Raw genomic sequence first — 21895 nt, 5'->3', positions numbered from 1 at the left:
CCGCGCACCCGTCCGGCTCACCGTGGGAGGAGGTGACACCGCTGGACCAGGCGAAGGACGGGCTGCCCCATGTACTCCGACGACGGCTTCCGCGAACTCGAACGGCACGACTGCCTGCGGCTGATGGCCCGGGCGCCCGTCGGCCGCGTCGTCTACACCCGGCGGGCCCTGCCCGCCGTGCTGCCGGTCGGTTTCGCCCTGGACCGCGACGGCGCCGTCCTGCTGCGCACCTCCGCGGCCTCGGAACTGGCCCGCGCGCTCGACGGCGCGGTGGTGGCCTTCGAGACCGACGAGGTCGACGCCGCCCGGCACTCCGGCTGGAGCGTCGTCGTCACCGGGCGGGCCACGGTGGTGACCGACCCGGCCGAACTCGACCGCCTGGCCCGCACCGGCCCGGACTCCCGGGTGCCCGCGCCGCGGGAGGTCCTCGTCCGCATCGAACCCGAACTGGTCACCGGGCGGGAGCTGGCCGCGGGCCGCTCCCCGTACGGGCTGCACCTCATCGCCTGAACACCGGCCCCGATCCCGAACAGCCCGGCGCGCAGGGGCCGTTCGGCCCGTGGTCCGGGGTCCTGCAGCCCCTCTCGGGGAAGTCGGCGACGCGGGACATTGAAGGTGCAACGAGAGTCCGCCGCCACCGCCGCCTCCCACCCCTCGAAAGGGATGAGCATCATGGCACTCCACGACCACCCGCACCGGCACCAGGGATTCCGCCTCTCCTTCCCGGGCCGGACCTCGACGGCCCCCGCCCCCGCCTCCGCCTCCGCCGACGAGGCGACCGCCGCGGCCACCGCCACGCGGGCGTACGTGTTCGCCGGCCTTCGCCTGCTGACCGGCTTCGTCTTCCTGTGGGCCTTCCTCGACAAGACCTTCGGTCTCGGCTACGCCACCGGCTCCGGCAAGGGGTGGATCGACGGCGGTTCGCCGACGAAGGGGTTCCTCGGCTCCGTCGCCGTGGGTCCGATGGAGTCCACCTTCCACGACTGGGCCGGCGCGGTCTGGGCGGACTGGCTGTTCATGCTCGGCCTGCTCGGCATCGGCGTCGCCCTGGTCGCGGGCATCGGCCTGCGGCTCGCCGCGGCCGCCGGGACCGTGATGATGGCGCTCATGTGGGTCGCGGAGTGGCCGCCGGCCCAGCACCTCTCCGACGGCGCGCCGAGCATGTCGACCAACCCCTTCGCCGACTACCACCTCGTCTACGCCCTCGTCCTGATCGCCCTGGCCGCCGCGGGCGCCGGAGCCACCTGGGGCCTGGGCGGGATCTGGGCGCGGCTCCCCTTCGTCAGCCGCAACCGCTGGCTCCTGTGAGGACCCCGTGAGCGCACGGACCGGAAGCACCTCCGCCCACCGGCGGCGGTGCTTCCGGTCGTCCGTGTCCCGGGTCCGTGCCCCGGCCGGACCGGGCGCTTCCCGGAATGGGACGATCGGGTGGCCGGGCGGCAGCACGACGGGCGGCCGGGCGGCGGACGGGGCACCGGGGCGAGTGGGGCCGGTCGGCCCTGGCCCTTCGGCCCGGTATCGAGCAGGATCTACTGGGACAATGGCCGGCAGTACCCGTTCGGGCGACGAGACCCGGCCGGAATGCGGACGATGACGATGCGGAACAAGGAGTATCTGATGGCGGACGGCGAGCAGCCCGGACCCGGCAACCCGATCCGGGTCTTCCTGCTGGACGATCACGAGGTGGTTCGGCGCGGGGTGCACGACCTGCTCGACGACGAGCCGGACATCACCGTGGTCGGCGAGGCCGCCACCGCCGAGCAGGCCCTGGTGCGCGTGCCCGCGCTGCGCCCCCAGGTCGCCGTGCTCGACGTGCGCCTCCCGGACGGCGACGGCGTGTCCGTGTGCCGGGAGCTGCGCTCCCAGATGCCGGACCTGGCCTGCCTGATGCTCACCTCGTTCGACGACGAGGAGGCGCTGCTGGACTCGATCATGGCGGGCGCCTCCGGCTACGTGCTGAAGCAGATCCAGGGCTCCGACCTGGTGTCGGCGGTGCGCACGGTGGCCGCCGGCCAGTCCCTGCTCGACCCCAGCGCCACCGCCAAGCTGATGGCCCGCCTGCGCCAGGGTCAGGAGCCGGAGCCCGAGCCCGACGCCCTGCCGGGCCTGACGGAGCGGGAGCGGGAGATCCTGGCCCTCATCGGTGAGGGACTGACCAACCGCCAGATCGGCCAGCGGCTGTACCTGGCGGAGAAGACGGTGAAGAACCACATCTCCCGGCTGCTGGCCAAGCTCGGGGTGGAGCGCCGGATCCAGGCCGCCGTGATCGCGACCCAGGCCCAGGACCGGCTCCGGCAAGAAGGCCGCTGAGACCGCCGGGCGAGCCGCGGGGCCGTACGCCTCCCGGCTCGCCCCGCCGTGTCCCGCCACCCTCCCCGCCCCTTTTCCCCTCCCCGGCGGCGCCCCGGCCGCGCCCCGGCACCTCGCCGCCCGTGGCGGCCATGGCGCCCGTGGCCGCAGGACGAGGACGGGAGGGCCGACCGGCCCCGGCTCGGGGACCATGGGGACATTGCGGACCCCGCCCTCCGCGTGGTGTGTGGTGGGTGGGGAAGGAACATCGACCGTGCGCCGGAACGCACACGGTCCCGCCGGCCGGAGCACCCGGCGGGCGGGACCGGTGTCACCCCGGCGCCGTGCGAGGAGGAAGCCATGGCCGAGCGACCGCTCGACGCGAACACGGTGAGCGCGCTGGTGGCCGAGGCCGCCACGGCACCGTCCATGCACAACGCGCAGCCCTGGCGGTTCCGCTGGCTGAGCGGCGAGCGCGTCCTGCTGCTGCGGGCCGACCCGGAGCGGGCCATGCCCCGCTCCGACCCCGACAACCGGGCGCTGTACATCGGGTGCGGGGCCGCCCTGTTCAACCTGCGGGTCGCCGCCGCCCACGCGGGCCTCGTGCCGCGGACGACACTGCTGCCCGAGCCGGACGACCCCCTGCTGCTCGCCGCCGTCCGCCTGACCGACGCGGCCGGGACCGCGGATGCCACGGACGCCGAGGGCGCCGCCGACGTCGCGGGGCTGGCGCGGCTGCACCCGGCGATCCGGCAGCGGCACACCAGCCGCCATCCCTTCGCCGAGAAGGACATCCCCGAGGACGTGCGGGCCGCGCTGCGGGACGCCGCCGCGCGGGAGGGGGCCGGGCTGGACTTCCCCGGCCCGTGGCACGTCGAGACCGTGCTCGACCTGGTGCGCGACGCCGAGAGCCGCGACGTCCTCGCCCCGCACGTCAACGAGGACCTGGTGCGCTGGACGCGGCTCGGAACCGAGGCGGACACCGCCGTCGACGGTGTCCCCGAGTACGCGTTCGGGCCGCGCAGCCGGGACGGCAGGGCCCCGGTACGGGACTTCTCGGGCCGCCGGCAGGTGGCCGACCGCGGCACCACCGAATTCGAGCGCACCCCGCTGCTCGTCCTGCTGAGCACCCCCGGCGACGGTCCCGCCGACTGGCTGCGGGGCGGCCAGGCCATGGAACGCGTCCTGCTGGAGGCCACGCTGGCGGACCTGGCCACCTCGCTGACCTCGCACGCCCTGGAGGACCGCACCCTGCGCCTGCTGACCCGCGATCCGGGATCGGGCGCCGGCAGCGTACAGATGGTGCTGCGCATCGGCTACGGCCCGCGGGGCCCGGCCACCCCCCGCCGCCCGGTCCGGGACGTGCTGGAGTTCGCATGAGCGGGACCGGCTGATCGGGCCGCCGTCCCGCACGGGTGGGACGGCGGCCCCACCAGCCGGTCGTACGGGCGGGACGGCGGCCCGATCGCGGCGGGCCGGGCGGGTCGGGCCGGGCGGGTCGGGCCGGGCAGACCCGGCCGGAAGGGATGCCGGGGGGCGGGGGCCGAACGTCCCGGCCCGGGGGACCGGCGGCCCGGTCACAGCAGGCTGCTCCAGTACGGCCAGAAGCGGGTGAGCACGAGCAGCACGATCACCCCGTACCAGGCGCCCAGGAGCATCCAGTGGGTGTCCCGGACGACCGCCCACGCTCCCGGGGGGATCCGGACGATCCCCCGTTCCAGGCAGTGCAGGGCGGCGTACCAGAACAGGGCGATGGTCACGACCCAGACGACGGCGCAGTAGGGGCAGAGCTTGTCGAGCGTGTACAGCGACTGGCCGATCAGCCAGTGGACGAACACCACCCCCGCGAGCGCTCCGGCGGTGAGCGCGAGCCACAGCCGGCGGTGCAGGCGTGCTCCCGAGAGCACGGCGACCCCCAGCGCGGTCACCGCGGCGAACGCGCCCAGCCCCAGCAGCATGTTGGGAAACCCGAACAGGCTGCCCTGGGAGCTGGACATGACGCTGCCGCAGCTCACCACGGGACTGATGTTGCAGGGCGGCCGGTAGGACGGGTCGCGCAGCAGCCGCCAGTCGTCCACGGTGAGCTGGAAGGAGGCCAGCCAGCCGACGGTCCCGGTGAGGACCATCACCCGTCCCGTGCGGCGGCTCGCCCCCACCGCGGACGGGCGCCGGGCTGCCGGGGCGTCCGGCGCGCCGGGGGCGTCGGGGGCGAGCGCGGGCCCGTGACTCATGCGGATCGCCGGGAGCCCGCGGCCGGACGGCCGCGGCCGCCCGCCCTCGCGCCCGGAACCGGAACCGGAGCCGGCGCGGTGCGCCGCCGGTAGACCAGGTACGGGCGGGCGAGGTACCCGATCGGCGCGCTCCACACGTGGACGAGCCGGGTGAACGGCCAGGCCGCGAAGAGCAGGAAGGCGGACAGGGCGTGCAGCTGGAACAGCAGCGGGGCCCCGGCGATCGCCTCCGGCTCCGGCTGGAGGACGAACAGGCCGCGGAACCAGACGGAGACGGTCGCGCGGTAGTCGTAGCCGCCGCCGAAGACGTTGTGCGCGGCCGTGGCCGTGATGCCCAGCAGGACGGTCGCGGACAGCAGCGGGAAGAGGACCTTGTCGCTGCGGTCGGTGCCCAGGCGGATCTGCCGGGTGAGGAGCCGGCGGGCGCACAGCATGCCCAGCCCGGTCACCATGGCGACGCCCGCCACCGAACCCGCCCAGACGGCCGTGGTGTGGTAGGCGTGTTCGGTGATGCCGACCGCCTCGGTCCACGCGTCGGGGACGGCGAGCCCCACCACGTGCCCGGCGATGACCATGAAGGCACCGAGGTGGAACAGCGGGCTGCCCCAGCGCAGCCAGCGGTGTTCGAGGAGCTGGCTGGTGCGCGAGGTCCAGCCGAACTGGTCCTGGCGGTAGCGCCAGACGTGCCCGGCCACGAACACGGCGAGGCACACGTAGGGAACGGCGACCCACAGCAGGAGGTCGGCACCGCTCACCGGGGCGGCGGCCGAGAAGGACAGCGCGGCGTTCATCGGGGGCCTTCCGTACGGCTGGTCGGGGTGGGCGGCACACGGGTCGGCGCGGCGGGCGCCGGCGGCACGAAGGCGCCCGGAGGGGCGAACTCCCCGTCGCCGTAGGTGCCGTAGGGGTCGAGGCCGACATCCTCGTTCGGGGGGCCCTCGGCGACGAGCCGGGCCACCGCCGCGCGGTCCGCCTCGGTGGGCGGCGGCAGCAGGGTGAGCAGCGCGGCCAGGACATGCCGGTAGGGCGAGCCGGCGTCGGTCAGGGCCCGGTGGATCAGCTCCAGGCCGCGGCGGTGCTGGCGCAGCGGCGCCTCGCCGCCGCCGGGGCCGGCCAGGGCGGCGAACTCCAGCACGACCGGCAGGTGGTCGGGCAGCTCGCCGCCGTCGGTGTCCCAGCCCGCGGCCTTGTACCGCTGGTTCAGGGTGAGCAGCGCCATGCCCCGGCGCCGGGTGTCGCCGTGCAGGTAGTACGTCAGGTAGAGGCTGCTCTTGCGGCGCAGGTCGAACATCTCGACGTAGTGCCGCTCCAGGTCCTCCGGCTCCTGCCCGGCGAACCAGGAGGTGAAGTCGGCCAGGTGCCCGGCGGCGGGCGTGCCCGGCAGCGCCCCGGCGGTGGCCGTCAGCACCGGCCGGGCCGCGACGAGTTCGGCGTCCGGGTACTGCAGCAGCAGGGAGCACATGCGCAGCAGCAGGGTGCGCGCCTCGGCCTCTTCGGGGGTGAGCCGGGCCGGGCGGCGCACGGCCGCCCGGACACGGGTGCGGACGAGGGCGGGAATCGTCGAGGGCAGCGGACTCATGCGGTGTCTCCCGTGGACTTGCGGCGCAGGGTGGGGATGCCGAGCATCACCCGTCGGCCTCCGGCGTCGGCCGGCTCGCCGGACGACTCGACCGGGCAGCGGTTCTCCATCGCGCTCAGCGCGGCCGCGTCCTCCTTGTGCGCGGCGGGCACGACGTAGCGGTCGGAGTACTTGGCGACGGCGAGCAGCCGGTGCATGTCCTCGGCCTCCCGGACGGTGAGGCCGACGGCCTTCAGCACGGCCTCGTCGCCCTCCTCGCCGAGGGAGCGCTCGCGCATGTACGAGCGCAGCGCGGTCAGCTTCATCAGCACCCCGGCGACGACGTCGGTGTCGCCGGCGGCGAACAGCTCCGCCAGGTACTCCAGGGGGATGCGCAGCCGGGTGACGGCGGCGAAGACGTGGTCCGGGTCGTCCTGGTTCCCGCCCGCCGCGTCCACGGCGTCCAGGACGGGGGAGAGCGGCGGGACGTACCAGACCATGGGCAGCGTGCGGTACTCCGGGTGCAGCGGGAGGGCCACCTTGTACCGCGTGACCAGGTCGTACACGGGGGAGCGGCGGGCGGCGTCCAGCCAGTCCTCGGGGATGCCGGACTCCCGCGCGGCGGCGACGACCTCGGGGTCGAACGGGTCGAGGAAGACGCCGCGCTGGGCGTCCAGCAGGTCCTTCTCGTCCGGGGTCGCGGCGGCCTCGCCCACCCGGTCGGCGTCGTACAGGAGCAGGCCGAGGTAGCGCAGCCGGCCGACGCAGGTCTCGGAGCAGACGGTGGGCTGGCCGGCCTCGATGCGCGGGAAGCAGAAGGTGCACTTCTCGGCCTTGCCGGTGGCGTGGTTGACGTACACCTTCTTGTACGGGCACGCCGTCACGCACATCCGCCAGCCGCGGCACCTGTCCTGGTCGACCAGGACGATGCCGTCCTCGACCCGCTTGTACATCGCGCCGGACGGACAGGCCGACACGCAGGCCGGGTTGAGGCAGTGCTCGCACAGCCGGGGCAGGTGGAAGAGGAAGGTCTGCTCGAACTCGAACCTGACCTTCTCGGCCCACTCCCCGGTGAGGTTGGGGTCGCCGCCGGCGTTCTCGGCGGCACCGCCGAGGCCGTCCTCCCAGTTGGCGCCCCAGGTGATGGCGGTGGGCTTGCCGGTGAGGACCGAGCGGGGCCGGGCGACCGGCATGTCGGGTCCGGCCGGGGCGCTGATCAGGTTGTCGTAGTCGTAGGTGACCGGCTCGTAGTAGTCCTCGATGGACGGCAGGTCGGGGTTGGAGAACAGCGACAGCAGGCGCTTCAGCCGTCCGCCGGAGCGCAGGACGAGACGCCCGCGCTTGTCGAGCATCCACCCGCCCTTCCAGTGCTCCTGGTCCTCGTAGCGGCGCGGGTAGCCGACCCCGGGCTTGGTCTCGACGTTGTTGAACCAGGCGTACTCGACTCCGGTGCGGTTGGTCCACGTCTGCTTGCAGGTGACCGAGCAGGTGTGGCAGCCGATGCACTTGTCGAGGTTCATCACCATCGCGATCTGGGCCATGACGCGCATGTCAGTACTCCACTTGCTGGCTGCGGCGGCGGATGACGGTGACCTCGTCGCGCTGGTTGCCGGTCGGGCCGTAGTAGTTGAAGGCGTAGGTGAACTGCGCGTAGCCGCCCGCGAGATGGGTCGGCTTGAGCAGCAGGCGGGTCAGCGAGTTGTGCATGCCGCCGCGCTTGCCGCTGACCTCGGTCTTCGGCACGTTCACGTTGCGGTCCTGGGCGTGGTACATGTACACGGTTCCCTCCGGCATCCGGTGGGTGACCACGGCCCGGCAGGCGACGACGCCGTTGCGGTTGTACGCCTCGATCCACTCGTTGTCCTTGACGCCGATCCTCTCTGCGTCCTCCAGCGACATCCAGATGACCGGGCCGCCGCGGGACAGGTCGAGCATGTACTTGTTGTCCTGGTAGTTCGAGTGGATGGACCACTTCGAGTGCGGGGTCAGGTAGCGGACCGTGACCTCGGCGCGGCCGTCCTCGTGCAGGTGCTCGTCGCCGTAGTGCCGCGGGGTGTTCAACGGCGGGCGGTACACGGGCAGTTGCTCGCCGAGTTCGGTCATCCAGTCGTGCTGGACGAAGAAGTGCTGCCGGCCGGTGAGCGTGTGCCAGGGCTTCTTGTGCTCGGTGTTGATGACGAACGGGGAGTAGCGGCGCCCGCCGGTCTCCGAGCCCGACCACTCGTAGGAGGTCATCACCGAGCGCGGCTGGTTGCGGGTGTCGGCGAAGGTGATCCGCTCCGCCTCCCGCTCCGAGGCCAGTTCGACCAGTCCCTCGCTGCCGGTCTGCCGCTCCAGCTCGCGGAAGCCCTCGGTGGCCAGCCGCCCGTTGGTGGTGCCGGACAGGGCGAGGATCGCCTCGCACATGTCGGAGGCGGTGGCCAGCGAGGGCCGCCCGGCCGCGACGCCGTCGCGGACGGTCCCGCAGCGGTGCCGCAGCTCCTCTATCTCCTGGTCCGGGTGGACGGTGACGCCCTTGGTGGTGGTGCCCAGGGTGTCCAGCAGCGGGCCGATGGCCCGCATCTTCTGCGCGGTGGCGGCGTAGTCCCGCTCGACGACGACCAGTTTGGGCATGGTGCGTCCGGGGACCGGCTCGCACTCGCCGGTCTTCCAGTCCCGTACCACCCCGCCGGGCTGGGCGAGTTCGTCGGGCGTGTCGTGCGTCAGCGGCACCGCCAGCACATCGGTCCGCGTGCCCAGGTGCTCGGCGGCCAGCTCGCTGAACCTGTCGGCGATGGTCAGGAACGTGTCGTAGTCGGTGCGGGCCTGCCAGGGCGGGGAGATGGCCGGGGTGAAGGCGTGCACGAAGGGGTGCATGTCCGTGCTGGACAGGTCGTCCTTCTCGTACCAGGTCGCGGCCGGCAGGACGACGTCGGAGAGCAGACCGGTGGAGGTCATCCGGAAGTCCATCGTGACCAGCAGGTCGAGCTTGCCCTCGGGCGCCTCGTCGTGCCAGACCACCTCCTGCGGACGTCCCTCGGGCGGTGTCTCCTCGGAGCGGACGGCGGCGTCCGCACCCAGCAGGTGCCGCAGGAAGTACTCGTTGCCCTTGCCGGAGGATCCCAGCAGGTTGGCCCGCCACACCGTCAGCACGCGCGGGAAGTTCTCGGGGGCGTCCGGGTCCTCGGCGGCGAACCGCAACCGCCCCGACTTCAGTTCGTCCACGATGTGCTCGGCGACGGGGCGGCCCTGCGCCGCCGCCTCGTCCGCCAGGTCGAGCGGGTTGCGGTTGAAGGCGGGGTGACCGGGCGTCCAGCCCAGCCGCACGGCCTGCGCCAGGCAGTCGGCGAACGTCTTGCCCTCGAGCTTGCCCGTGCCCAGCGGGGAGGCCAGCTCGTCCGCACCGAACGCCTCGTAGCGCCACTGGTCGGAGTTGAGGTACCAGTACGAGGTGCCCGCCATGTGCCGGGTGGGCCGCTGCCAGTCGAAGGCGAAGGCCAGGTGCTGGAAGCCGGTGAGGGGCCGGACCTTCTCCTGGCCGACGTAGTGCGCCCAGCCACCGCCGTTGACGCCCTGGCAGCCGGTCATCGTGGTGAGCGCCAGGAACGCGCGGTAGATCGTGTCGGAGTGGAACCAGTGGTTGGTGCCGGCTCCCAGTGCGATCATGGAGCGGCCGTTCGTGCGCTCCGCGTTGCGGGCGAACTCCCGGGCGATCCGGGCCGCCTGCTCGGCCGGGACCGAGGTGACCGTCTCCTGCCAGGCCGGGGTGTACGGCTGCGAGGCGTCGTCGTACGAGGACGGCCAGTCGCCGGGCAGTCCCGGCCGCTCGATGCCGTACTGCGCCAGCATCAGGTCGAAGACGGTGGTGACCAGACGCCCGCCGACGCGGCGGACCGGCACTCCGCGCACCATGCTCGAACCGCCCTCGGTGGGGCCCTCGTCGAAACGGGGCAGCGCCACGGTGACGGTCTTCTCGGCGCGCTGGAGCAGACTGAGTTCGGGGACGACGTCGCCGAGGTCGAGGTTCCAGCTGCCCGCCCCGCTCTTCGCCCAGCGGAAGCCCAGGGAGCCGTTGGGGACGACGGGCTCGCCCGTGACCGAGTCCAGCAGGACCGTCTTGGAATCCGCGTTCTCGACGTCCGCCTCCCGCTGCCCGAGGTCGGCGGCGGTCAGGAAACCGTCGGGCACGAGGTCGTCGCCGTGCTCCCGAAGGGTCACCAGGAACGGCGCGTCGGTGAACTTGCGCAGATAGTCCTGGAAGTACGGCACCTCGCGGTCCACCAGGAACTCGCGCAGGATGACATGGCCCATCGCCATCGCCAGCGCGCCGTCGGTGCCCGGGTGCGGGGACACCCACTCGTCGGCGTGCTTGACGTTGTCGGCGTAGTCCGGGCTGACGGCCACGACCTTGGTGCCGTTGTAGCGGGTCTCGGTCAGGAAGTGCGCGTCGGGTGTGCGGGTGACGGGGATGTTGGAGCCCCACATGATCAGGTAGCCGGCGTTCCACCAGTCCGCGGCCTCCGGCACGTCGGTCTGGTCGCCGAAGACCTGCGGGGACGCCACCGGCAGGTCGGCGTACCAGTCGTAGAACGACAGCAGGGTGCCGCCGATCAGCGACATGAACCGGGAACCGGCCGCGAACGACGCCATCGACATCGCCGGGATCGGCGAGAAGCCGACCACGCGGTCCGGGCCGTACTGCTTGACGGTGTGCACATGGGCGGCCGCGACCAGCTCGGCCACCTCGTCCCAGTCGGCCCGCACCAGACCGCCCTTGCCGCGCGCACGCTTGTAGGCGCGGGCCTTCGCCGGATCACCGGTGATCTCCGCCCAGGCCGCCACCGGGTCGCCCAGCCGCTTGCGGGCCTCGCGCCACAGCTTCAGCAGGGCACCGCGCACGTACGGGTAGCGGACCCGGCTCGGTGAGTACGTGTACCAGGAGAAGGACGCCCCGCGCGGACAGCCGCGCGGCTCGTACTCGGGGCAGTCCGTACCGATCGAGGGGTAGTCGGTGGCCTGGTGCTCCCAGGTGATGATGCCGTCCTTGACGTACACCATCCACGAGCAGGAACCGGTGCAGTTGACCCCGTGCGTGGAGCGCACCACCTTGTCGTGCGCCCAGCGGTCGCGGTAAAAGCCCTCCCAGGCCGGGTCCCCCTCGCCGAACACGGCGCGCCCGTCCGCGGACACCTCGCGGCGGGTGAGCAGTCTGCGGGCGGCCAGCGGCCAGCCCTCACCGGTACGCGGCGCCTGACGCGGCGCGCTCTGATCGTTCTCCATGACCGGAACGCTAGGGGGCGCGCACCACGGCGCACCTGGGGCCTGCGGTCCCTGCCCGGCGACCTTCCGGCCCCATCCGGTCGGCCGCACCAGGGCCGAACGGCCCTGGTGACGGGGCCCGGTCGGCCGGGGAGCGGAGGGGACCCGAGGTGCATGCTGGGCACAGATCGAACCGCGCAGGCCCCTCCGGACGACCGCGTTCCGCGCCTGCCGGGCGGCCGCATCCCCCGTCCCCGGCCGCCGCGGGCGCGGCGCGTACGGAGCGCGGCCCGGTTCGGTCGTGCGTCCGGCCGCCGCTCGCGGCCGGACGCAGCAGCACCGGCCGACGCCGACCCGGGGCGACCCGGGCCGACCGACGCCGGCAGCCGCGAAGACACGGCTGTACCGCACGGCGACGTACGACCCGTACGACCCGCACGGCCACCCACGACTTCGTACCGCCCGTACGACTTCGGACGTCCCGTGCGACCCGTACGACCTGCCCCACCGCCACCGCCACCGGCCGGCCGAGCCGACCGCGACCTGCTGGAGACCCCCATGAGCATGCTCACCCTCGCCTCGGCCCCCGAGGAGGCCGCGGCACTCGAAGGCGCCGAGGCGCACCACGCCCGCCTGGCCGGTGAGCTGGCCGGACGGGTGACGATGCTGCTGACCGCCGTGGACCGGGACCCGGCCGCCGCCGAGCGGATCCACGCCGGTCTCGTCGCCTTCTGCGACCGCTCGCTGCTGCCGCACGCCGCCGTCGAGGAGGCCGCTCTCTACCCCGCGGCCCACCGCCTGCCCGAGGCCCGCCTGCTCATCGAGAGCCTCGTCGGCGAACACCGCGGTCTCACCGCGCTCGTCGACGCCCTGCGTTCCGCCCCCGGTCCGGCCGCCGCGGCGGCCGACGCCCGGGCCCTGCAGGTGCTGTTCGAGGAGCACGTGGCCAAGGAGAACGGCCTGGTGCTCCCGCTGCTCGCGACGACGGCCGAGGTCTCCCTGGCGGCGCTGCTCGCGGACATGCACCACCGGCTCGCGGACGGTACGGCGGCCGACGACGCCCCGCAGACCCAGGACGACGAGGAAGGACACGACATGCGAGGACGAGAGACCGACGAGCCCGGCGGCTGCGGCGGGGTCTGCGGCTGCGGCGGCGCCGAGGAGGCGGCCGAGCCCGAACTGGACGTGCGGGAGGTTCCGCACTCGCTGCGGCACGCGGCGGTCTTCGGCGCGCTCGACGCCGTCCCGGCGGGCACCGCGGTGGTCCTGGTCGCACCGCACGACCCGCTGCCGCTGCTCGCGCAGATCGAACAGCGCGAGCCGGGGGTCTTCTCGGTGGAGTACCTGGAACGCGGCCCCGAGGCCTGGCGGCTGCGGCTCAGCCACCGCTGAACCGCGACCGCCCACCCGACTCCCCGGCGGGACAGCTCCGTACCGCCACAACCCGAGGAACCTGAACCCGAGGTACCTGAACCCGAGGAACCGGGACCCGAGGAAACCTGAGGAAAGAAGGACGACACGTCATGGACGGATCACCACGCCGGGCCGGCATCCTGCTCGGGACCGTCGGGACAGCCCTGGCAGTCGCCGGACCGGTCATGCTGTGGCGCGGCCGCGGCGGCAGGAAGGAGATACGCGAAGAACTGGCCGCCCAGAAGATCACCTTCCCGGACCGCGGCCTGCCCGCCGAACTCGCCGCGCATGCCGGCCGCCCGGTGGAGACCGGCCCCGACGCGCACGCGTACGCGGAGTTCATCAAGGGCAACCTCGCCCACGCCACCGGCGGCCGCACCTACGCCGAACTCAGCGCGGAGCTGCACGCCGCGGGCGACGACGAGAAACTCGCCGAGCTGCGCCAGACCGCGTTCATGGGCCAGTCCCTGCGCGCCTCGCTGATGTCCGCGTACCAGGCGTGGCACCTCACCACCCTGGTCACCGGCCTCGGCGCCGCCCTGACCGGCCTGGGCGTCACCCTGGTGGTCACCGCGGACGCCCTGACGTCCAGCTCCCCGCACCGTTCCTGACCCGCGACGGCGGCGAGCACGGACGGGACCGCGGATCCCTTCCGAGGGGGCAGCCCCGGGCCCATTGCCCGGGGCTGCCCCCTCGGCGTGCCGTGGCCCGTCGTGGCACGCCGTCCCGCACCCGCACCCGCGCCCGTCCGCCCCGGTGGCCCGTCCGGCCCTGTTCGCGACCGCCGGAGAGGGACTGTCGGCCCTGGTGGAGAAGACCATCGGCCGCCGCGCCGACCACCGCCGCCGGTGGATGCTGACGGCGACCGATCCGGAGGTACACCGTGCACGACCACGCCGACCGCCCTCGAGGCCGAGCCCATCGATGTCACCCGCGATGGGTGCCGCGCACGGTCCGGCCCGGTCACCGTCCGGCCGCCCGCCTCGTCTGCCCTGACTCCAGGGCGGCCGGACACAGCCTCAGGGCGCTGGGCAGGACCGCGCGATGACCGACCTCACCCGTGCTGCTTCCGCTCCTGCCGACGCCGCCCGTGCCGGCACCACCCATGCCGGCCCCGCACCCGCCGACCCCGCTCCCGCCCGGCCCGGCGCCGCCCGTGCCCACCCCGCTCACGCCATCCGCCACCAGCGGCACGACGCGGGGGAGCGGCCCTTCATCGTCATCTGGGAGTCCACCCGGGCCTGCCCGCTGGCCTGCCTGCACTGCCGTGCCGAGGCCGTGTCCGACCGTGATCCGCGCGAACTGGACACCGCCGCCGCCAAGGACCTGCTCGGCCAGGTGGCCGCCTTCGGGCAGCCCGCCCCGCTGTTCGTGATCACCGGCGGCGACCCCTTCCAGCGCCCGGACCTGAACGAACTCGTCGCCCACGGTCGCGAGACCGGCGTCCGGGTCGCGGTGTCCCCGTCCGGTACCCCGACGCTCACCGCGGAGCGGCTGCGGGACCTGCACGCGGCCGGTGCGGTCGGCCTCTCACTGAGTCTGGACGGCTCCACCGCCGAGGTCCACGACACCTTCCGCGGGGTGCCCGGGGTGTTCCGCTGGACCCTGGACGCCTGGGACGCCGCCCGCGCCCTCGGCCTGAAGGTCCAGATCAACACCACGGTCGCCCGGCACAACCTGCACGACCTGCCCGACATCGTCCGCCTCGTCGCCGAGCACGGCGCGATGCTGTGGAGCGCCTTCTTCCTGGTCCCCACCGGCCGGGGCCGCGGCCTCGGCGCGCTCACCCCGGGCGAGGTGGAGGACGTCCTCAACTTCGTCCACGACGTGGGCCTGACCGTGCCGGCCAAGACCACCGAGGCCCACCACTTCCGCCGCGTCGCCCTGCAGCGCCAGATCCTGGCCGCCGCCGGCGACGACCACGTGGCGGTGCTCGGACTGGGCCCGCTGTACCGGGAGCTGCGCGACCGGGCCGCCGCACTGGGCCTGGACGCCGGAGCGCGCCGGACACGGCGCCCGCCGCTCGACGTCAACGCGGGCCGCGGCTTCGTGTTCGTGTCGCACACCGGCACCGTGCACCCCAGCGGATTCCTGCCGCTGGGCGCCGGAAGCGTCCGCGAGACACCGCTGACGGAGATCTACCGCACCTCGGAGCTGTTCACCGGGCTGCGGGACCCCGACCGGCTGGGCGGCCGGTGCGGCGCGTGCGAGTTCCGCCGGGTCTGCGGCGGCTCGCGGTCCCGGGCCTACGGCGTCACCGGCGACCCCTACGCCGAGGAGCCCTGGTGCGGCTACGTCCCCGGCTCCTTCCCCCGCCGGCGGGAACTGGCCGCGCTGCTGTCCGGCGCCGGCCCGGAGAGCGGGCGGCCCCACCGGCCGACGGGCGGCGCCGCGCCGCGGCAGGACAGCGGCACGAGCACGGGCACAGGCACAGGCACGGGCACAGGCACAGGCACAGGAACGAGCACAGGAACGAGCATGGCAGCAGGGACGGAAACGGGCACGGGCACGACCGACCGCGGGGGAGCGGCATGACCGCCGTCGTCGGGGGACCGGCACCGGCCGGCGACGCGAGCGGAGCCGGCAGGTACCCGAGCCGGTTCCGGGCGTCCGGGGTGAAGGCCCGCCACCTGCGCGCCCACGTCCTGGTCGTGGCGTGGCTGGGCCTCGCCCTGGCCGCGGTCGCGGCCCAGGAGGCGCTGCCGGTGGCCCGCTGGCTGGCCGTGCACATGTTCCTGCTCGGCGCCGTCACCACCGCCGTCCTGATCTGGAGCGAGCACTTCGCCGTCGCCCTGCTGCACGCGAAGGTCCCCGACGAGCGCTGGAGCACCGCCCGGCTGGTCACGGCCAACCTCGCCGTGGCCGGGCTGCTCGTCGGGGTGTGGGCCGCCCGGCCGCTGCTGACCGCCGTCGCCGCCGTGGCCCTGGCCGCCGCCGCCACCGCGCACCTGGTCGTGCTGGTCCGCCTCGGCCGGGGCACGCTCGGCGGACGGCTCAAGCCGATCGTCTCCTACTACCGGGCGGCCACGGCCGCCCTGATCGCGGGCACCGTCCTCGGCGCGCTGCTGGCCACCGGCGGGGCCGGCGGGCCCGACCGGTACGCCGGGCTGCGCCTGGCGCACCTGCACGTCACGCTGCTCGGCTGGATCGGGCTGCCCGTCCTCGGCACGCTGTTCATGCTGTGGCCCACCGTGCTCGGAGTACGGATGAAGGACCGCACCACGAAGGTGTCCCGACGGGTGCTGTGGCTCGCCGGCAGCGGACTGGTGACGGCCGTCACCGCTCTGGCACTCGGCCGGCGCTGGCCGGCCGTGGCGGGCCTCGCCCTGTACCTGGCGGGAGTGGCCCTCGCCGCCCACCTGTTCGCCCGTACCGTGCGCCGCAGCCGGCCCGTCTCCGCGGCGGCGGCCTGGACGCTCGCCGCCGCCACCTGCTGGCTGACGGTCGCGGTGGCGGCGGACCTCGTCCGGCTGGCCACCGGGCCGCTCGCCGCGGCGCAGACCGCGATCGACGCCCTGCTCCCCGCCCTGCTCGTCGGCTTCGTGGCCCAGGTCCTGTTCGGCGCGCTCACCTACCTGCTGCCCGTCGTCCTCAGCACCGGTCCCCGCGACCGCGCGGCCGTACGGGCACGGCTCGAACGGGGCTGGCAGGCGAGGGCGGTGGCGCTCAACACCGGCGTCGCGCTCGCGGCCCTCCCGCTGCCCGGCCCGGTCCCGACGGCGGGCCTGCTGCTGGCGGCACTGTCCGGAGGCGCGTTCCTCGCCCTGGTCGCGCCGGTGCTCGTCCGGAGCGGCAAGGGGCTGCCGGCGGACGCGGGCCCGGGCGGTGCGTCCCGGCGCCCGGCGCTGTGGGGCACCGCCGCGGGAGTCGTCCTCACCGTGCTGGCCGTGCTGGCCGCCAACAGCGGCGGAGACCCGGCCGGCGGGACGAACGCCGCCGGGACGGCGGGCGCGGGCGACGGCGCCACCCGCACGGTCGCCGTCACCATGGCCGACATGCGCATCCGGCCGGCCCGCGTCGAGGTCGCGGCGGGCACCTCGCTGCGGCTGGAGGTCACCAACGACGACGCCCAGCGCCACGACCTCAAGGTCGAGGACGGTCCCGCCACACCGATGCTCGCCAAGGGCGACACCCGCGTCCTCGACCTCGGGCCGGTCACCCGCGACCGCCAGGCCTGGTGCACCCTGCCGGGCCACCGGGCGGCCGGGATGACCATGGACATCGTCGTGAAGGACGGCACGGCGACGGACACCGCCGGCGGCCACCAGGGCCACGCCCCGGCCGCCGCCCCCGACGACCACGGCGCCCCCGACCTCTCCGCCGACTACTCCGCCGGCTGGCGGCCACGCGACGCGACCCTGGCCCCCGCGCCCGGCGGGACCCTCCACCGGGTCGAACTGCACGCCGCGCACACCACCGTCGAAGTGGCGCCGGGGGTGAAGCAGCAGATGTGGACCTTCGGCGGCACCGCCCCCGGCCCCACCCTGCACGGCAAGGTCGGCGACGTCTTCGAGGTCGCCCTCGTCAACGACGACCCGGGCATGGGGCACGGCATCGACTTCCACGCCGGCTCCCTCGCCCCCGACCGGCCCATGCGCACGATCGGGTCCGGCGAACGCCTGGTGTACCGCTTCCGCGCCGAGCGCGCCGGGGCCTGGCTGTACCACTGCAGCACCGCGCCGATGCTCCAGCACATGGGCAACGGCATGTACGGCGCCGTCGTCATCGACCCGCCCGGCCTGGCGAAGGTGGACCACGCATACGTGCTGGTCTCCTCCGCGCTGTACCTCGGCACCCCCGGCAGCACCGCCCAGGTGGCCAAGATGCGGCAGAACACACCGGACGCCTGGGTGTTCAACGGCATGGCGAACCAGTACGCGAAGCAGCCGCTGAAGCTGCGGGCCGGTGAACGGGCCCGCTTCTGGGTGGTCGCCGCGGGGCCCGCCGACGGCGTCGCCTTCCACGTCGTCGGCACCGTGTTCGACACCGTGTACAAGGAGGGCGCGTACCTCCTCGAACCGGGCGGGGCGGGCGGCGCGCAGGTACTGGACCTGGCCGCCGCGCAGGGCGGCTTCGTGGAGACGACGTTCCCGGAGGCCGGCCACTACCCCTTCGTCGACCACGACATGCGCCACGCCGACGCGGGTGCCCACGGCATGGTGGAGGTGAGCGGCTGATGGACACCGTCGGCCTGTGGTCCCTGGTGCGGTTCGCGCACGTGGCCGGCGCCGCCCTGTGGGTCGGGGGCCAGCTGGCCCTCTCCCTGGTGGTCCTGCCGCTCGCCCGCCACCTGCTCGCCCCGGACGCCAAGGACCGTTTCACCGCCGCGGCGGGCCGCCGGTTCGGCCTTCTGACCGGGGCCGTGTTCCTGCCCGTGCAACTGGCCACGGGCTGGGCCATGGCCTGGCACCGGGGAGTCACCTGGGCCTCGCTCGCCGAGCCGGGCTACGGCCGCACCCTGGCGACCAAGCTCGCCCTCTTCGTCGTGGTGATGCTCGCCGCGGCGGGACACGGCATCGCCCACGCCCGGGGCCGCGCCGACCTGGCCCGCGCCCTGGCGGTCGTCTCCCTCGTCGGCTCCCTCGGCGTCGTCCTGCTCGCCACGGCCCTGCCCGCCACCTGAGCGGCGGCCATGGCGGGGGAGGAGAACCACGGAGGGGGACCACGGATGCCGCCGTACGTCCTCGGGCGCCGCGGGAAACCGAGGACGTACGGCCCCCGGAACGGGACCGGTCAACCCTCCCGCGGACCGGGCACCGCGACGCAGGCTCGGCAACACAGAGGAAAGCGTGGTGAAGGAGCCGTGATGCAGACCAAGGAAGTCGACGCCCCAGCCGTTCAGGCCCTGCTGGCAGCGGCGGTGGCCGCGCCCTCGATCCACAACACGCAGCCCTGGCGGTTCGGCCTGGACCCGCGGAGCCGGTCGATCGAGGTCCGGGTGGACCGGCGGAGGCGACTGCCGGTGGCCGACCCCGATCTGCGCGCCCTGCACCTGTCGGTGGGCGCGGCCGTCCTCAACCTCCGGGTGGCCGCCGCGCACCTGGGCTGGGACCCCCTGGTCCGGCTGCTGCCCGCGGTGGACGACCCGGACCTGCTGGCCACGGTGCAGCTGGCGGAGCACCGCGTGGACCCGCCGCCGCCCCTGCTCGACCTGTACGACGCGGTCGAGCGGCGCCACACGAGCCGGATGCCGTTCACCGGACGCCCGGTTCCGGAGCCGATCGTGGCCGAGATGATCGGCTCCGCCCGCGCCGAGGGCGCGCACCTGGAGGTGCCCGACATCCTGGGAACCCGCCGCCTGCTGCGCCTGACCCAGGCGGCCGAGATGCGCAACACCGTCCACCGCGACCGGGTGACCGAGGCGCGCGGCTGGATCACCGCTCCGGGAACCGAGGCCCCCTACGGCATTCCGGCCACGGCACTGGGGCCGCTGGACGCCTCCGGGCGGATACCGGTGCGGGACTTCACCGGGGCGCTGCCCGCCCGCTGGCTGCCGGCCCTGCGGTTCGAGCGCCACGCGCAGGTGGCGCTGCTGTGGACGTCCTGGGACCGGCGGGAGGACTGGGTGCGCGCGGGCCAGGCACTGGAACGCGTCCTGCTCACGGCGACCCGGCACGGGCTGCGCACGTCGATGCTGCACCAGGCGATGGAGTGGCCGGACCTGCGGTCCGCGATCGCCGGCCCGAGGCGGCGCTGCTGCCCGCAGCTGCTGATCCGCTTCGGGTACGGCCCCGAGGGCGGGCGCACCCCCCGCGCGGGCACGCCGCACCCCTGATCCCGCGGCGCCGGACGGGGCATGCGATCCCCCGGCGCCGGACGAGGCATGCGATCCCCCGGCGCCGGACGAGGCATGAAAAGGGCCGGGCCGACGGTGCACCACCATCGGCCCGGCTCTCACCCGTGGCGCCTCCAGGGGCCCCACGGGCCGTCGCTCACCCGGTGCCGCGCGTCCCCTTCAGTTCACGCCCGCTGATCATCTCGGAGTCGATCCGCACGAACACCCCGTCGCGCAGGGGCATCCAGGAGACGGGACCGGACTGCGACAGCCGTTCGTGCTCGGCGGGGTCGGTCACCACGGTGGCCCGTCCCGTGACGACGACACTCCAGCCGGACTGGGTCGCCGCGTCGAACTCGTCGGCCTCGAAGGCGATCACGACGCCGTCGATGGCGCGGACGAGGTCGGAGTCCGGCGAGGTGCGCAGCAGCACGGAGTGGTCGGCGGCCAGGGAGAAGTTGATGGGGAGGACCGCGGGCAGTGCCTGTCGTGTGTAGACCACGCGGCCGACCGGGACCTTGGAGAGCAGGCGCAGGCACTCCTGCCGGTCGAGTGCGCGAAAGGCGTCGATCTGGGACATCCGTCCATCGTCCCCGGGGCCGTACCGCGGGGGTAGGGCCGACCGGCCCTTTCCCCGCACCGTCCGGACCGCCGGACCCGGCCGGTGTTTCGGGGGAGGCGTGCGGGCAAGTCGGTGAGGCGGAGTCGTGCGGGGACGGCCGGCCCGGAAGGTGAGGGCCGTCCGTCCTTCGGCAGGGACCCTTGGCCCATGCCTCCGGCGCGTCCCGGCGCGCACAGTGGTCCTGGGATTCCGTTTCCCGGGCAAGAGGCCTGCGGGACGTGTGCGATTCCCGGTGGCCGAGCACCACCTTGAAGAGGGAAGGGACGGACAACATGGTCCAGCCGTCGAAGTCGAAGAGCGGCAGCGCAGCGTCGCAGGCGCCGGTGTCCCGCCGGGCATGGCTGATGCTGGCGCTGTCCACCGTGGGTTTCGCGGTGAACTTCTGGGCCTGGGCGCTGCTCAGCCCCCTCGGCCCGCGGTTCAAGGACAGCCTCGACCTGTCGTCCTTCGAACAGTCGCTGCTGGTGGCGGTCCCCGTCGTGGTCGGATCGCTGGGCCGCATCCCGGTCGGCGCCCTGACCGACCGGTTCGGCGGACGGGTCATGTTCCCGATCGTGTCCGCGGCCACCATCGTGCCGGTGCTCTACCTGGGGCTGGCCGGTCACTCCTCCCTCACGGCCCTCCTGATCGGCGGGTTCTTCCTCGGCATCGGCGGCACCGCCTTCGCCGTCGGCGTGCCGCTCGTCAACGCCTGGTTCCCGCCCGAGCGGCGGGGGCTCGCCATCGGCATCTTCGGCGCCGGCATGGGCGGCACCGCCATCAGTGCCCTGACCACGGTGAAGCTGGTCGACGCGAACAGCATGGCCACCCCGTTCCTGATCACCGCCGCGGTGCTGGCCGTGTACGCCGTGGCCGCCGCGCTGCTGCTGCGCGACGCGCCCGGCCGCACCGTGCCGACCGAGCCGCTGGCCCGCAGGCTGGCCGCCACCGCCCGGCTGCCCATCACCTGGCAGGCGTCGGCGCTGTACGCGGTCGGGTTCGGCGGTTACGTCGCCTTCTCCGTCTACCTGCCCACCTACCTCAAGACCGGCTACGGGCTCACCCAGGCCGACGCCGCCAACCGGATGGCCGGGTTCGTGCTGCTGGCGGTGGCGATGCGGCCGATCGGCGGCTGGCTGTCGGACCGCATGGGCCCGGTCCGGGTCCTGGCCGGCTCGCTGGCCGTGGTCGTGGTCGGCGCGGTCACCCAGTCCTTCACCCCGGCACTGGCGCCGGTCGGCACCATCGCCTTCCTGGCCATGGCCGCCGCGCTCGGCGCGGCCAGCGGCGCGACCTTCGCCCTGGTGGCCCTCCTCACCCCGGCCAGCCAGGTCGGCTCCGTCACCGGCGTGGTCGGCGCCGCGGGCGGCCTGGGCGGATTCCTGCCGCCGCTGGTGATGGGCTCGCTGTACGGCGCGTACGGAACCTACGCGGCCGGTCTCGCACTGCTCGCCGTCGTGGCCGCCGCGGCGCTGGTCTACACCCTCACCAAGGTCCGCGCGGCCGCGGGCGGCGACGAGCGGGAGCGGAGCGCCGGCCGCCGCCGCGGCCACCGCCCCGCGGGCACCACCGTCTGAGAACCGGGCGGACCGGGAGCGACGGTCCGTCGGCCGACGACCGACGGACCGAAGCACGAGTCCCGGGACCGACGGACCCAGGACCGACGGACCGAGGTCCGGCGGATCCAGGTCCGGCGGACCGAAGAACCACGGACCGAAGAACCACGGACCGAAGAACCACGGACCGAAGAACCACGGACCGAAGAACCACGGACCGAAGAACCACGGACC

At 74.2% G+C, this 21895-nt stretch carries 17 protein-coding genes; 11 read left to right on the top strand and 6 right to left on the bottom strand.

The genetic code is table 11. The features are described 5' to 3' along the window. Window positions 1-69 precede the first annotated feature (69 nt). From ACF09K_RS16950 to ACF09K_RS16935, 4 genes are all read left to right on the top strand, one after another. Window positions 70-510 (top strand): pyridoxamine 5'-phosphate oxidase family protein, encoded by a 441-nt coding sequence (locus ACF09K_RS16950; RefSeq protein ID WP_392244269.1) that lies wholly within the window; start codon window positions 70-72, stop codon window positions 508-510. A gap of 162 nt (window positions 511-672) precedes the next feature. Next, window positions 673-1308 (top strand): hypothetical protein, encoded by a 636-nt coding sequence (locus ACF09K_RS16945; protein WP_392244268.1) that lies wholly within the window; start codon window positions 673-675, stop codon window positions 1306-1308. A gap of 309 nt (window positions 1309-1617) precedes the next feature. After that, window positions 1618-2310, top strand: a complete 693-nt coding sequence (locus ACF09K_RS16940; RefSeq protein ID WP_392244541.1) for a response regulator — start codon at window positions 1618-1620, stop codon at window positions 2308-2310. Window positions 2311-2649: 339 nt separating this feature from the next. Further along, window positions 2650-3669 carry an Acg family FMN-binding oxidoreductase gene (locus ACF09K_RS16935; RefSeq protein ID WP_392244266.1) on the top strand — a complete coding sequence of 340 codons (1020 nt, stop codon included), beginning with the start codon at window positions 2650-2652 and terminating at the stop codon, window positions 3667-3669. Window positions 3670-3866: 197 nt separating this feature from the next. Here ACF09K_RS16935 and ACF09K_RS16930 read toward each other — a convergent pair whose 3' ends face one another. Genes ACF09K_RS16930 through ACF09K_RS16910 form a run of 5 tightly spaced genes read right to left on the bottom strand, consistent with a single transcriptional unit; the run spans window position 3867 to window position 11337 of the window. After that, complete coding sequence (locus ACF09K_RS16930) at window positions 3867-4520, bottom strand: vitamin K epoxide reductase family protein (RefSeq protein ID WP_392244264.1); 654 nt, start codon at window positions 4518-4520, stop codon at window positions 3867-3869. After that, window positions 4517-5311: a respiratory nitrate reductase subunit gamma gene (narI, locus tag ACF09K_RS16925; protein WP_392244263.1), complete on the bottom strand. Its 795-nt coding sequence runs from the start codon at window positions 5309-5311 to the stop codon at window positions 4517-4519. The genes ACF09K_RS16930 and narI overlap by 4 nt, the downstream gene beginning before the upstream one ends. Further along, window positions 5308-6099 (bottom strand): nitrate reductase molybdenum cofactor assembly chaperone, encoded by a 792-nt coding sequence (narJ, locus tag ACF09K_RS16920; RefSeq protein ID WP_392244261.1) that lies wholly within the window; start codon window positions 6097-6099, stop codon window positions 5308-5310. Before narJ ends, narI begins: the two co-directional genes overlap by 4 nt. Further along, entirely contained in the window at window positions 6096-7628 is a 1533-nt protein-coding gene (gene narH / locus ACF09K_RS16915) for a nitrate reductase subunit beta (protein ID WP_392244259.1), read from the bottom strand. The genes narJ and narH overlap by 4 nt, the downstream gene beginning before the upstream one ends. 1 nt (window position 7629) lies before the next feature. Then, window positions 7630-11337 (bottom strand): nitrate reductase subunit alpha, encoded by a 3708-nt coding sequence (locus tag ACF09K_RS16910; protein WP_392244257.1) that lies wholly within the window; start codon window positions 11335-11337, stop codon window positions 7630-7632. A gap of 537 nt (window positions 11338-11874) precedes the next feature. Here ACF09K_RS16910 and ACF09K_RS16905 point away from each other — a divergent pair. The 6 genes from ACF09K_RS16905 (at window position 11875) to ACF09K_RS16880 (ending at window position 19504) form a co-directional block, all read left to right on the top strand. Beyond that, entirely contained in the window at window positions 11875-12708 is an 834-nt protein-coding gene (locus ACF09K_RS16905; protein ID WP_392244256.1) for a DUF2249 domain-containing protein, read from the top strand. Window positions 12709-12839: 131 nt separating this feature from the next. Further along, on the top strand, window positions 12840-13340 hold the full coding sequence (locus tag ACF09K_RS16900) for a hypothetical protein (RefSeq protein ID WP_392244254.1): 501 nt from the start codon (window positions 12840-12842) through the stop codon (window positions 13338-13340). A gap of 433 nt (window positions 13341-13773) precedes the next feature. Continuing rightward, complete coding sequence (locus tag ACF09K_RS16895; protein ID WP_392244252.1) at window positions 13774-15264, top strand: TIGR04053 family radical SAM/SPASM domain-containing protein; 1491 nt, start codon at window positions 13774-13776, stop codon at window positions 15262-15264. Continuing rightward, window positions 15261-17906 (top strand): multicopper oxidase domain-containing protein, encoded by a 2646-nt coding sequence (locus ACF09K_RS16890; RefSeq protein WP_392244250.1) that lies wholly within the window; start codon window positions 15261-15263, stop codon window positions 17904-17906. Before ACF09K_RS16895 ends, ACF09K_RS16890 begins: the two co-directional genes overlap by 4 nt. Further along, a complete protein-coding gene (locus ACF09K_RS16885) occupies window positions 17906-18352 on the top strand; it encodes a hypothetical protein (RefSeq protein WP_392244249.1) in 447 nt (148 codons plus the stop codon). The genes ACF09K_RS16890 and ACF09K_RS16885 overlap by 1 nt, the downstream gene beginning before the upstream one ends. Before the next feature lie 183 nt (window positions 18353-18535). Beyond that, the gene (locus ACF09K_RS16880; protein ID WP_392244247.1) at window positions 18536-19504 is read left to right on the top strand and encodes an Acg family FMN-binding oxidoreductase; all 969 of its coding nucleotides are present in this window, start codon (window positions 18536-18538) and stop codon (window positions 19502-19504) included. A 157-nt stretch (window positions 19505-19661) separates the two neighbouring features. Here ACF09K_RS16880 and ACF09K_RS16875 read toward each other — a convergent pair whose 3' ends face one another. Next, window positions 19662-20084, bottom strand: a complete 423-nt coding sequence (locus tag ACF09K_RS16875) for a pyridoxamine 5'-phosphate oxidase family protein (RefSeq protein ID WP_392244245.1) — start codon at window positions 20082-20084, stop codon at window positions 19662-19664. A 314-nt stretch (window positions 20085-20398) separates the two neighbouring features. Between ACF09K_RS16875 and ACF09K_RS16870 the strand changes: the two genes are divergently transcribed. Further along, window positions 20399-21682 (top strand): MFS transporter, encoded by a 1284-nt coding sequence (locus ACF09K_RS16870; protein ID WP_392244243.1) that lies wholly within the window; start codon window positions 20399-20401, stop codon window positions 21680-21682. Window positions 21683-21895: the final 213 nt, after the last annotated feature.

The sequence above is a fragment of the Streptomyces sp. NPDC014882 genome, assembly GCF_043081325.1.
Taxonomy (GTDB): Bacteria; Actinomycetota; Actinomycetes; order Streptomycetales; family Streptomycetaceae; genus Streptomyces.
The sequence above is the reverse complement of the archived record's forward strand: the minus strand, read 5'-3'. Positions and strand labels throughout refer to the sequence as shown.

Bases quoted from the DNA above. Each gene is read 5' to 3' on its own strand.
- ACF09K_RS16870 (WP_392244243.1), top strand. From the start codon at position 20,399: ATGGTCCAGCCGTCGAAGTCGAAGAGCGGCAGCGCAGCGTCGCAGGCG.
- narJ (WP_392244261.1), bottom strand. From the start codon at position 6,099: ATGAGTCCGCTGCCCTCGACGATTCCCGCCCTCGTCCGCACCCGTGTC.
- ACF09K_RS16950 (WP_392244269.1), top strand. From the start codon at position 70: ATGTACTCCGACGACGGCTTCCGCGAACTCGAACGGCACGACTGCCTG.
- ACF09K_RS16930 (WP_392244264.1), bottom strand. From the start codon at position 4,520: ATGAGTCACGGGCCCGCGCTCGCCCCCGACGCCCCCGGCGCGCCGGAC.
- ACF09K_RS16945 (WP_392244268.1), top strand. From the start codon at position 673: ATGGCACTCCACGACCACCCGCACCGGCACCAGGGATTCCGCCTCTCC.
- narH (WP_392244259.1), bottom strand. From the start codon at position 7,628: ATGCGCGTCATGGCCCAGATCGCGATGGTGATGAACCTCGACAAGTGC.
- ACF09K_RS16910 (WP_392244257.1), bottom strand. From the start codon at position 11,337: ATGGAGAACGATCAGAGCGCGCCGCGTCAGGCGCCGCGTACCGGTGAG.
- ACF09K_RS16935 (WP_392244266.1), top strand. From the start codon at position 2,650: ATGGCCGAGCGACCGCTCGACGCGAACACGGTGAGCGCGCTGGTGGCC.
- ACF09K_RS16900 (WP_392244254.1), top strand. From the start codon at position 12,840: ATGGACGGATCACCACGCCGGGCCGGCATCCTGCTCGGGACCGTCGGG.
- ACF09K_RS16905 (WP_392244256.1), top strand. From the start codon at position 11,875: ATGAGCATGCTCACCCTCGCCTCGGCCCCCGAGGAGGCCGCGGCACTC.
- ACF09K_RS16885 (WP_392244249.1), top strand. From the start codon at position 17,906: ATGGACACCGTCGGCCTGTGGTCCCTGGTGCGGTTCGCGCACGTGGCC.
- ACF09K_RS16940 (WP_392244541.1), top strand. From the start codon at position 1,618: ATGGCGGACGGCGAGCAGCCCGGACCCGGCAACCCGATCCGGGTCTTC.
- narI (WP_392244263.1), bottom strand. From the start codon at position 5,311: ATGAACGCCGCGCTGTCCTTCTCGGCCGCCGCCCCGGTGAGCGGTGCC.
- ACF09K_RS16880 (WP_392244247.1), top strand. From the start codon at position 18,536: ATGCAGACCAAGGAAGTCGACGCCCCAGCCGTTCAGGCCCTGCTGGCA.
- ACF09K_RS16890 (WP_392244250.1), top strand. From the start codon at position 15,261: ATGACCGCCGTCGTCGGGGGACCGGCACCGGCCGGCGACGCGAGCGGA.
- ACF09K_RS16875 (WP_392244245.1), bottom strand. From the start codon at position 20,084: ATGTCCCAGATCGACGCCTTTCGCGCACTCGACCGGCAGGAGTGCCTG.
- ACF09K_RS16895 (WP_392244252.1), top strand. From the start codon at position 13,774: ATGACCGACCTCACCCGTGCTGCTTCCGCTCCTGCCGACGCCGCCCGT.